Origin of the sequence: Methanoregula sp., assembly GCF_002835825.1 — an archaeon.
GTDB lineage: Archaea > Halobacteriota > Methanomicrobia > Methanomicrobiales > Methanospirillaceae > Methanoregula.
Genome location: NZ_PIZH01000035.1, coordinates 1 through 10105, shown reverse-complemented (window position 1 = coordinate 10105; position 10105 = coordinate 1). Strand labels below are relative to the sequence as shown.

Below are 10105 nucleotides of genomic sequence, written 5' to 3'. Positions count from 1 at the left end.
TTGTGTGACACCTTTTTAAACCCCGAAGAGTCAACATACATCTGATACTGCCGATTCGTTTGTTATCATAAGATCCCGAATTGGGAGGTGCGAGCAGTTTGAAACTGGTTGTAAAGAACATTGATATTGCAGCACGGGGGGTGCTCCTGAACCGGCTGGATGCCCGGGGCATGGGCGTGATGAATGGCGACCGGGTCCAGGTTATCAACCCGAAGAACGGGTTGTCGGCAACAGCATTTGTCGAGATCACATCTACGATCGCCCAGCAGGGGACTCTTGGAATCTACCGCATCACCAATGAGCGCCTCCGGCTTGAGGATGGGGAGGAGATCGAGATCCGCGAGGCCGGCCGGCCTGAATCACTTGACTATATCAAGAAGAAGATGGACGGGGGCAAGCTCACGAAAGAAGAGACCCTGACGATTATCAAAGACGTTGTCCACGACGATATCTCTGCTGCAGAACTGACTGCTTACATAACAGCATCCTATATTAATCCGCTCGACATGGACGAGGTCGAGCATCTCACCCGTGCAATGGTGGAGACGGGCGAACAGATCAAGTTTGCCTCCCGTCCCATTGTCGACAAGCACTCTATCGGAGGGGTGCCCGGCAACAAGATCACATTTCTTGTAGTCCCCATTATTGCGGCAAGCGGCCTCAAGATCCCCAAGACGAGTTCGCGTGCCATCACCGGTGCCGGTGGGACGGCAGACCTCATGGAAGCACTGGCGTTTGTTGAGTTCACTGCAAGCGAGGTCCAGCAGATGACTGACAAGATCGGGGGATGCATTGTCTGGGGCGGGGCAACGAATATCGCCCCGGCAGATGACCGGATCATCATCCAGGAATACCCATTCAAGATCGATGCACGGGGCCAGATGCTGGCAAGCGTGATGGCGAAGAAGTTTGCAGTTGGTGCTAACCTTGTCGTCATCGACATTCCGGTCGGCCAGAATACCAAGGTTCCAAATATGCAGGAAGGGCGTAAACTTGCCCGCGAATTCATCGAGCTTGGCGAACGACTGGGAATGAAAGTGGAGTGTGCCCTCACGTATGGCGACACCCCTGTCGGGCACAGCGTCGGTCCGAAACTGGAGGTCATCGAAGCGCTGCGTGTCCTTGAGGGCTCTCAGGAGCCGAATTCCTTTATCCAGAAGAGCATATCCATCGCCGGGATCGCATTGGAGATGGCCGGTAAGGCGCCACGGGGCGGGGGTATGGCCATGGCTCAGGACCTTCTCTCCAGTGGTAAAGCGCTCGAGAAGATGAAAAGGATCATCGAGATCCAGGGAGGCGACCCGAATGTCAAGTCATCGGATATTGCCCCCGGGGAACACCAGTTCGTGGTCCGTGCTCCGGCATCCGGGTACGTGATCGAGATGAACAACCGCTCGCTCATCACTCTTGCACGGACCGCAGGGGCCCCGCAGGACCGGGGCGCGGGGATCCTCCTTCACGCGAAGAAAGGAAAGCTCGTGAAAGCCGGTGAACCGCTCTTCACCCTGTATGCGGACCGGAACTGGAGGTTGCAGAAGGCAATCGAAGAAGGCCGTCGCCTCATGCCGGTCCTTGTTGAGGGTATGCTGCTGGACCGTGTTCCGTCGTCTTATTCGGAGATATAGACCGATGTCCTGATATACGAGCAGGTCGCGATATTTATCATGTATCCCCGACCTCGTTTCCTTTTTGCCATCCTGCTTCTCCTGCTTCTCTGCAGTTCGGCACAGGCAACGACCAGCCTGCTGATCACGGTGCAGGACAGCATTGATAATGTCACTCTCTCGCATGCAACCATATATGTCAACAGTGCCAACTACGCACGGACAAACTCCCTTGGCCAGGTGCTGCTCACCCATTCCGGGTTAAATGATCAGGAAATCCGGATCTCGATGAGCGGGTACAATGACTGGAGCCAGAAGGTCAGTAAAAACACCACAGCACTGCTGGTAAACCTCAGCCGTAAGACGCTCACGTTCAGGAGCACCCTGTTCGATTCCGATACGCTGAATCCGATCTCCGGTGCCCAGGTAAACCTTACTGCAGAGAATGTGACGCTGACAAAGCTGACCGACAACAGCGGGACTGCCACCTTTGCCGTTACCGGTGCAACCATTTATTCCATTGATATCTCGGCCCCCAATTACGAGTCCCGGAGCGGGACAATTATCATGGGAGCTGTTGACCAGGAAGTGCAATACAAACTGCTTTCCGGGAACAGTTTCTCGTTTGTTGTCACTGACAAAGATACCGGAAAGGCCGTTCCCGCTGCCGAGATACGTCTTAATACTGTGCTGGCGGGGAAAACCGATGAACGCGGTATCCTGATAACGCCCATTACCCGGGAAAAGACCTACACCATCGAGATCTCAAAAGACGGGTATAAATCCTACATGGAGTCCCGTGTCATCAGCGAGACTGATGCCATCTATTATGCCTCAATATCGAAAGCACCCCTTGGCGCTTTTATATATGTAACAGATGAGTCCAAAAAACCCATGGAAGGTGCAGATGTCTATGTTGACGGGACACTTGCGGGAACGACCAACGAATACGGGCGGATGAGTTCTTCAACTCTCGTGTCCGGTGATTATTCTATCGAGGTCCGGAAGACTGGCTACACGCCCCAGAGCAGCATCGTAACGATCTCCAGCAGCAGCAGGGATTACACCTTCACCCTCCCGCTGGCGAACTCTGCGCTGACGGTCACTGTCCAGGATAATGACAACAAGGCGCTTCCGGGTGCATCGGTCCTGGTGGATGGAGCAAGTGCTGGAATGACGGATAACAACGGGCAGTTCGTTACCAGCATTCCCTTCAATACCGATGTGAATATTTCCGTAACGAAGGAAGGGTACGTCCCGCAATCCGTAACGAAGCAGGTTATTTCGGGGAATGCTACTGCTGCTGTGACTGTTGTTATCGGAAAGAGCATTGACTGGGGCCTTCTTGGCATGATAGGACTGGGGGCACTTGCGATCCTCGTCCTCTTTGCGATCATCAGGGCACTGGGAAGACGTTCAGGCGGACCGCATATCCGGCGGAGAGACGAGATTTAATTCTCTTTTCACCATTCCATCAATTGTATTCAGGACCTTGTCCAATCCGGTAGATCCCCGACTGACGAGTATCTTTTGTAATTGTGAGAAAAGCAGGAACGGACCCAGCGGGAATCGAACCCGCGTCCTTGGGTTCGAAGCCCAAGAGGATATCCTCTACCCCATGGATCCTTCTCATCTTCTTTACATCAAAAGATATTAAGTATTTTCTGCCGATAAACTACTCCAATGATTCTCTCATCGACCGAGATTGCCCGTCGCATGGAACAAAACCCTGCTGTCGGAAAACTCGTGATCAATCCCTATCTTTCCGAATGCCAGCAACCTGCATCGTACGATCTCCGTTCAGCCAGTGATATCACCCTTGAAGCGGGGAAGTGCACGCTTGTCCCCACGCTGGAATGGGTTGAACTTCCCACCGATCTTGCCGGGACACTCATGTGCCGGTCTTCGTTTGGCCGGAAGGGGGTATTGCTCGGAGCCGGGTATGTTGATCCCGGATTCCGCGGGCATCTCACCCTGTGCCTGACGAACATTGGGGATGATCTTGTTGTACGCAAGAACGACAGGATTGTCCAGCTGATTCTTCACGAGGTGAAGGGAAGCGGCAACGGGTATACCGGCCGGTACCAGGACAGTGTCGGCGCAGTCGGGGCGAAGTGATTATGATCCGGACCGAGAGAAAATACGTTGAGATCCTCCGTATCTTAAAGGAGCATCGCGACCCGATGGGTGCAAAACGCCTCTCCGAGCTGATGTCGGAGAGGGGTTTTGTCTTAAGTGACCGCGCCGTCCAGTATTACCTGAGTTATCTTGACACCATGGGCTTTACCGAGAAGGTCGGAAACCAGGGAAGGATCTTAACCCCCCTCGGCCTGGAGGAGACGGACAACGCCCTTGTCGAGGACCGTATCGGGTTTATCATATCGAAGCTGGAGCGCCTTGCCTACCGCAGTACATTCGATCCGGCTGCCGGGACTGGCGATGTTGCGTACAATCTCTCATTTGTCCCCGATGAGCTGGCAGAGAAGGTCATCACGGCATTCGATGAAGTGATCCAGGCGGGATGCGGTTTCTTCAACTCTTACCGGATCATTGACCAGGATCCGCGGATTCCCCATAACCATACCGGGTTCATGACCATCTGCAGCATATCGATGGATGGTGTCTTTCAGCGCCAGGGAATACCGGTCAGGATGGCATATGGCGGGAGGCTCGAGATCGAGAACGGGGTCCCCCGGGAGTTCAGGGACCTTATAGCCTACCGGGGAACCACAATTGATCCCCTTGAACTGTTTATTTCCGCTCACCTGACCTCCATCTCATCATTTGCGCGATCGAAGAGTGGAATTGCCCTTGCCAATGTCCGCGAAATTCCCTGTGCAGCACGATCCCGGGCTGAAGAGACGATTCGCCAGATGAATTCCTGCGGGTTTATCTTCCCGGTAACGATGGGGAACCAGGTATTCAACCTGCCCCAGAATCCCTACCGGCTCTCGATCGTTGCATTCAGCGGACTGAATTACATCGGGAACACGGTCGAACACGACATCCCGATAAAGACCGAGATCGGTGCCGGCAATATCCGGTTTTCGAAAATCCTTGATAAAAACTGATTCAGATCCAGGAAAGATCGTCAGGTTTTTTTCCCTTTTTCCCCTGGTGCCGTTCCGCAGGGGCGTCCTCCTCCTCCGGGGCTGGCTTTTTCGGTTTCAGGCTCGTATGAATGAGTGAACCATCCCGTGCTTTGGGAACGGAGGTGTCGGTGACAATTTTCCCCTGGAAAACGGTGTCTTTTGCCCGGAATTCCTGCTCTTTTATCATCACCGGTTCATCCTTTTCAGGGGGGACCTGCACGGGCTCCAGCGGCTCGTTCAGCGGTGCCCCTTGTTCCGGAGTAGCAGGGATTACTTTCCGTGACCCCGTCCTGTCGGGCGGTTCATGGTTCTCGGGTGCAGGAGTCCGTTTACGGATAATGACAGTCTTTTTTACACTGGCTTCGAGAATCCCCTCATTTGGCGCGCGGGATGCCGGTTCATGTGTTTGTGGGGGAGGAGTCTGGGTGATGACAACACGTTTTGTCCGGACTGCGGCGGATGGCTCCGGTGGGGATGGTGCGGCACCGCTTTCTTTCTTCACCGGTGTCCCTGAAAGTGCCATCATGCGCTGTCGTTGCAATTCCCGTTCAATCCGCTGGCGGGCGTTTTCATGCGAAGGGGGAACAGGTGCTTCTTTTCGGACATGTGCGGCCTGTTCCGCTGTGCCTTCGGGGGATAATGCTTGTTGGGTTACGATTTTTCCTGATGGGATCTCCTGTCCTGGTGCAGGAGCCTTGTGGGGTTGTGTTGGCCACGCCGGTTCCCGGACAGGTGCGGATCCGGCATGATCTCTCCTTGGCTTTTCCAGCGGGACCTGCTGAAGGGTAGAGGGTCGCGGGGCCATGGGTCTGACTGGCGGTGGCTGCCTTGGTTGCAGGATATCTTCCGTGGCGGCATCGACTCTTGGTCTGGAGGGGGGGGTCTTTTCGGGTTCAGGAGCGTGAACACGCCCGGCCTCTGGGTTGTCCGGAACACGTTGCATCTCTTTTGGCAGGACAATCATCTCATCCCGGAGTGTTCCGGCATTTTCCTGGACGCGTGATATCCCCTCCAACCCACGTTCCGGTGCCGCTCTCCGTGACGGACCGGCCCTGAGCTGTTCGCGGATCTCCCTGAGTTCATTGATGCGGGGAATATTCTCGAGGCCCGAGAGCATGACAATGATAGCAACGTTCTTTGTGTTCATGACCGGGTAATCCCCGGAGCGTGTTTCAAGGCCGCGGATGCTCCGGTCAATCCATTTCCTCACGGTCATGAATCCCTGCATCGAGAGCTCGTGCGAGGGGCCGGCAATGAGGACGAGAGCCTTGTGCGCGCTCGTCATATCGCAGGGTGTTGAGACCTCATGGTAGATTGCCTGTTTGGCCAGTTCGACAATCCGCGATGCCCGTTTTTTCCCCTCTTCGTTGAACGGACCTGATGGCCTGAACTGGGAAAGGAAGGCAAGGGGATTATTCGGAAGATGCTCCACGGCATACCCGATTGTTACGAATCCGCCGTCTTTCATGGTGTTGAGTACCTCTCCGGAATCCAGCACAACCTCGGCGAGATCGATGCCCCCGTCAGCCCTGAATTCCCCGGCTTTTAAGATCAGGCTGATCCTCCTGACGATGGCTTCGTTGAGGAGATGGTATGTCATCATCTCTGGGGAGAGTTCGGGTTCCTGCTTACCGATCCCCAGCATCTGGGCAAGACCTTTCTCCTTCTTTTTTTCGAGCCGTGCCTGTGCGATGGGGCGTGTCTTTTTGTACCACGTCTCGTTGTCAAAAACGATCATTCCATCCAGAAGGGACGAGAGGATATCGATGTCATCGGCGGCTTTTGCGGACGTCCTCTCGCCTTCGGCAAGGCAGGGGAGGGTGACAAGGCCGAAGATCGGTTCAACCAGGGTGGACCGGAGCCCGGCAATAACATGCGGGACAATATCCGTCATCTGCCCCCCGAGCCCGCAACAGAGGAGAACCGCATCGTTCTCACCGGTCTCAAAATTCTGGATCCGTGAGATGATCTCGTTAATATCAATGGTGGCAGTTGCCCCTCCCTCTGCGGGGACATCCGGATTCATGGGATCAAACGGGGGATAATACAGTTTCTGTGAATCCGGGAGTGCAAGGAGCTGTTGCAAGGTGGCTTCGTCAACATCTGCAACAAGTCCTTCGACACAGGCGACCCTGCTGCTCTTTCTGTCGATAGCATACAGGCTGTCCACAATCCTGCATCCTGCCCCTCCAAGTCCCAGTGCAACTATTCGCATAGACTAAATACCGTTTTCTCTGATGATCCACGATAAATAAGCAGACAGATTGTCCCGCAGGGCTCCGCTCTTCCGGAGAATATCTGTTCCCGGGGAAATACGTCTTTGTTGCATATAAATTACGACAATGATTCTGGTTGGGTCTCCTAGTAAAGATACATGACGCTGCAATGACCGTCCGTTAAACTCAAAAATCCCCCAAATGGCGCCTGATCCGGGATAGCCTGATGCGATCACACCCGTTTTACCGGAAAAAGTGGCCAGAAAACTGGAATAAACGCCAGATTGCGGTTTTTGCGGGTGGATAGCCGGTTCCTGTCAACGTAAAATCATAATTTATTTAAATGCGTGTACGGTAATACTCAAATGAGGTGAACATACCTTGACATATGGAATTGAATTCGTACCTGGTAATGTCAATGTAAAGCAAGTTGTTAACTTCTGTAAACTTGCTGAATCAAAAGACATCGATTTTGCATGGATCACCAACCACTACAACAACCGTCACTGCTACCCCACCCTCGCTGCCATTGCGAAGGAGACCACGACCCTGAAGATGGGCCCGGGTATCATGAACGCTTTCACCGACACCCCCGCGGCGATGGCATCCTTTGCCTGCACGCTCAACGAGATCTCCGATGGCCGTGCAGTCCTTGGTATCGGACCCGGGGACCTCTCCACGCTGCCGAAGCTTGCAATCAGCCCCGATAAGCCGGTCGGCCGCCTCGAGGAAGCAGTTGTCCAGATCCGCAAGCTGACTGCCGGTGAACAGGTAAACAAGTCCGGCATGAAGTTCTTCGACTACGACGGTGCAAAGCTGACCGGTGTCACCCTCCCCGGCAAGAAGGGAATCCCGGTCTACATCGGTGCACAGGGCCCCAAGGTCCTCGAGCTCGCCGGTAAGATCGGTGACGGTGCACTCATCAACGCATCCAACCCCAAGGACTTTGCCGCGGCAATCCCGATCATCAAGGCAGCCTGCGACTCTGTCGGCAAGAAGAACTTCGATGTTGGCGCATACACCGCCATGTCCATCGACCAGAGCGAGAAGAAGGCACGCAATGCAGCAAAGATCGTTGCAGCATTCATTGCAGCCGGCTCACCTGAGCCCCTCCTCACCCGCCACGGACTCGATCTCGCCAATGTTGCCAAGATCAAGGCAGCACTTGCAAAGTTCGACTTCAAGAGCGTTGGGGAACTCGTCGGAGACAAAGAGATCGATGCCTTCACCATTGCAGGCACCCCTGAGATGGTCAAGCAGAAGTGCGAAGACCTCACCAAGGCAGGCGTCACGCAGATCATCTTCGGTTCACCCCTCGGTCCCGACATGACCAACTCCATCCGCCTGCTCGGCAAGTACGTTGTATAAGGACAGAGCACAATAACTGCCCCCATATAACCGAAAGCGGCGATGGCGCCCTGGCAGAAAAACCCTTTTTTCTTTTTTGTGATTTTTTATCGTGGCGGAAGCGTGTGCAAATGACTATGGTGTACAGCTGGAAAGAGTAGTATGAACGATATGTTTTCTGTCACGGATGTGGAGACTCAGAACGGCGTTGTCCAGTTCCGGGAAGAGACATATACCGGCTTCAGATGCAGGATCAGTCCGGATCGCTCGAAACGTCATGTTATCCATCCTGCTGTGAGTCCTGAAGATAATGGCGACTGCCCGTTTTGTCACGAACGGGTTTTTTCCGTGACACCCCTGTTTCCCGATGGGACACGGATTATCCGTAACGAGAGCGTCACCTTTCCCAATATGTTTCCTTTTGGCCGGGGGCACATCGTAACAGTAATAACAAAAGCACATCAGGTTGAGAAATTCAGCAGGCAGCAGATTGCCGATGCATTGTCGGGACAGATTGAAGCGCTGACGAAGTACGTGGGCTATCCCAGCATTAATATGAATTACCTCCCTTCTGCCGGTGCGAGCATGATTCATCCCCACATGCAGGGGCTCTGCGATACCCGGCCCGCCCGGATTATCGAGCGGTACCTGTACGCTGGCAATACGTTCCATCAGATCACGGGAAAGGATTACTGGAAGAATGTGACAGATGGGGATAAAACATCGGGGCGGTATCTTTTCGGTGACGACATTGTCTGGGCTGCTCATGCTGTACCCTGCGGGGAACGGGAAGTCCGGGGGATTCTTCCTGGTGCAACTCTTGAGGAAGCTATCCCGTATATCGATACCCTGGCAGCCGGAATCGTGGAGATTCTTGAATTCTACCGGAACCTTGGGACCAATGCCTTCAATATGTCAATCTTTTTCGACAGGGCAGGTCCGAAAAGCGGTTTCCATGCATTCTGTTCGCTTATCTCCCGGATCAATCCCAATCCGTCATCGATGAGTGACTCTGCTTTTATGGAACGAATGCACTTCGAACCGGTTATCATGACACTCCCGGAAGAGATGGGAGAACTGTACCGGAACCAAAAAAAGAAAAAGGATTAGTCGAATTTTGCAACGAGCTTGTTCTTCCTGACAAGCACGCCATCCTTCTTGTGTGCCTGGCGGAGAACCGTGTCGCCTGCCTTCTCGATCTCGCGGGCCTCGTCACAGAGGTTGGCTGCGACCTTCATCATCTCGTGGGCGCTTGCAACGATCGGAATGTACTTCTCCCATTCCTTGGTCATGAAGCAGCCCTTGACGTTCTGGCCTGCAACTGCCATGGCGATCTCGTGGGCGGCGCGTGCCTTTGCGAGAGCATAGTTGTTGGTGAACTCACCCTCAACTGCCTTGTCAGTGGTCATGACGATCTTGGGGAGCTCGAGTTCTGCACCCTTCTTACCGGCCTTGACCTGGTCGATGACCTTGTCAACTGCAACCTGGAGCTTGCGGAATGCACCGGTCATGGCGAGAACCTTGACGAGGTTGCCGTTGAAGTCTGCCATCTCGACGGGGTCGAGGAATTCGCGGCGGGCACCGATCATCGAGTCGGCCTTCATGATGATGTAGCCGAACGAGCTCGTCTTGATGCCTTCCCATTCCTTCTTGGTCGTGACGTCGTCGGTAATGACGATGCACGGGATGCCGGCCTTTGCGAGTTCCTCGCGGGCACCCGTGGGGCCGGGGAGGACGCCGTTGGGGGAGACCACGATACAGAAGTCGGGTTTCCATGCCTTCATGTTGGAGACAACGCGGTCGATGTCCTCCGGCTGGAGTTTCGTTCCGCTGGTCGCCATGAATG

At 54.2% G+C, this 10105-nt stretch carries 8 protein-coding genes and 1 tRNA gene; 6 read left to right on the top strand and 3 right to left on the bottom strand.

The features are described 5' to 3' along the window. Positions 1–98: 98 nt before the first annotated feature. Together CW742_RS02515 and CW742_RS02510 are read left to right on the top strand one after the other, a co-directional pair. The gene (locus CW742_RS02515; RefSeq protein WP_292416059.1) at positions 99–1625 is read left to right on the top strand and encodes an AMP phosphorylase; all 1527 of its coding nucleotides are present in this window, start codon (positions 99–101) and stop codon (positions 1623–1625) included. A 39-nt stretch (positions 1626–1664) separates the two neighbouring features. After that, a complete protein-coding gene (locus CW742_RS02510) occupies positions 1665–3059 on the top strand; it encodes a carboxypeptidase-like regulatory domain-containing protein (protein WP_292416056.1) in 1395 nt (464 codons plus the stop codon). A 99-nt stretch (positions 3060–3158) separates the two neighbouring features. Here CW742_RS02510 and CW742_RS02505 read toward each other — a convergent pair. Beyond that, positions 3159–3230: transfer RNA gene (locus tag CW742_RS02505), tRNA-Arg, on the bottom strand. A 57-nt stretch (positions 3231–3287) separates the two neighbouring features. On the opposite strand from CW742_RS02505, the gene CW742_RS02500 reads away from it, so the two are divergent. Then, positions 3288–3722 carry a dCTP deaminase gene (locus CW742_RS02500; protein ID WP_292416055.1) on the top strand — a complete coding sequence of 145 codons (435 nt, stop codon included), beginning with the start codon at positions 3288–3290 and terminating at the stop codon, positions 3720–3722. Between the two features lie 2 nt (positions 3723–3724). Next, positions 3725–4675: a DUF128 domain-containing protein gene (locus tag CW742_RS02495; RefSeq protein ID WP_292416053.1), complete on the top strand. Its 951-nt coding sequence runs from the start codon at positions 3725–3727 to the stop codon at positions 4673–4675. A 1-nt stretch (position 4676) separates the two neighbouring features. Here the strand turns inward: CW742_RS02495 and CW742_RS02490 are convergent, their stop codons facing one another. Further along, complete coding sequence (locus tag CW742_RS02490) at positions 4677–6911, bottom strand: tubulin/FtsZ family protein (RefSeq protein ID WP_292416050.1); 2235 nt, start codon at positions 6909–6911, stop codon at positions 4677–4679. 382 nt (positions 6912–7293) lie between these two features. Between CW742_RS02490 and CW742_RS02485 the strand changes: the two genes are divergently transcribed. Then, positions 7294–8280, top strand: a complete 987-nt coding sequence (locus CW742_RS02485) for a 5,10-methylenetetrahydromethanopterin reductase (RefSeq protein ID WP_292416048.1) — start codon at positions 7294–7296, stop codon at positions 8278–8280. Positions 8281–8421: 141 nt separating this feature from the next. Beyond that, positions 8422–9369: a galactose-1-phosphate uridylyltransferase gene (locus CW742_RS02480; protein WP_292416046.1), complete on the top strand. Its 948-nt coding sequence runs from the start codon at positions 8422–8424 to the stop codon at positions 9367–9369. Here CW742_RS02480 and CW742_RS02475 read toward each other — a convergent pair. Then, positions 9366–10105 (bottom strand): F420-dependent methylenetetrahydromethanopterin dehydrogenase (locus CW742_RS02475; protein ID WP_292416044.1); only part of this gene is annotated, 740 nt, incomplete at its 5' end. The genes CW742_RS02480 and CW742_RS02475 overlap by 4 nt on opposite strands.

What these genes read in the sequence shown, in the direction of transcription:
- CW742_RS02510 (WP_292416056.1), top strand. Translation starts at nt 1,665, where the DNA reads ATGTATCCCCGACCTCGTTTCCTTTTTGCCATCCTGCTTCTCCTGCTT.
- CW742_RS02500 (WP_292416055.1), top strand. Translation starts at nt 3,288, where the DNA reads ATGATTCTCTCATCGACCGAGATTGCCCGTCGCATGGAACAAAACCCT.
- CW742_RS02495 (WP_292416053.1), top strand. Translation starts at nt 3,725, where the DNA reads ATGATCCGGACCGAGAGAAAATACGTTGAGATCCTCCGTATCTTAAAG.
- CW742_RS02490 (WP_292416050.1), bottom strand. Translation starts at nt 6,911, where the DNA reads ATGCGAATAGTTGCACTGGGACTTGGAGGGGCAGGATGCAGGATTGTG.
- CW742_RS02480 (WP_292416046.1), top strand. Translation starts at nt 8,422, where the DNA reads ATGAACGATATGTTTTCTGTCACGGATGTGGAGACTCAGAACGGCGTT.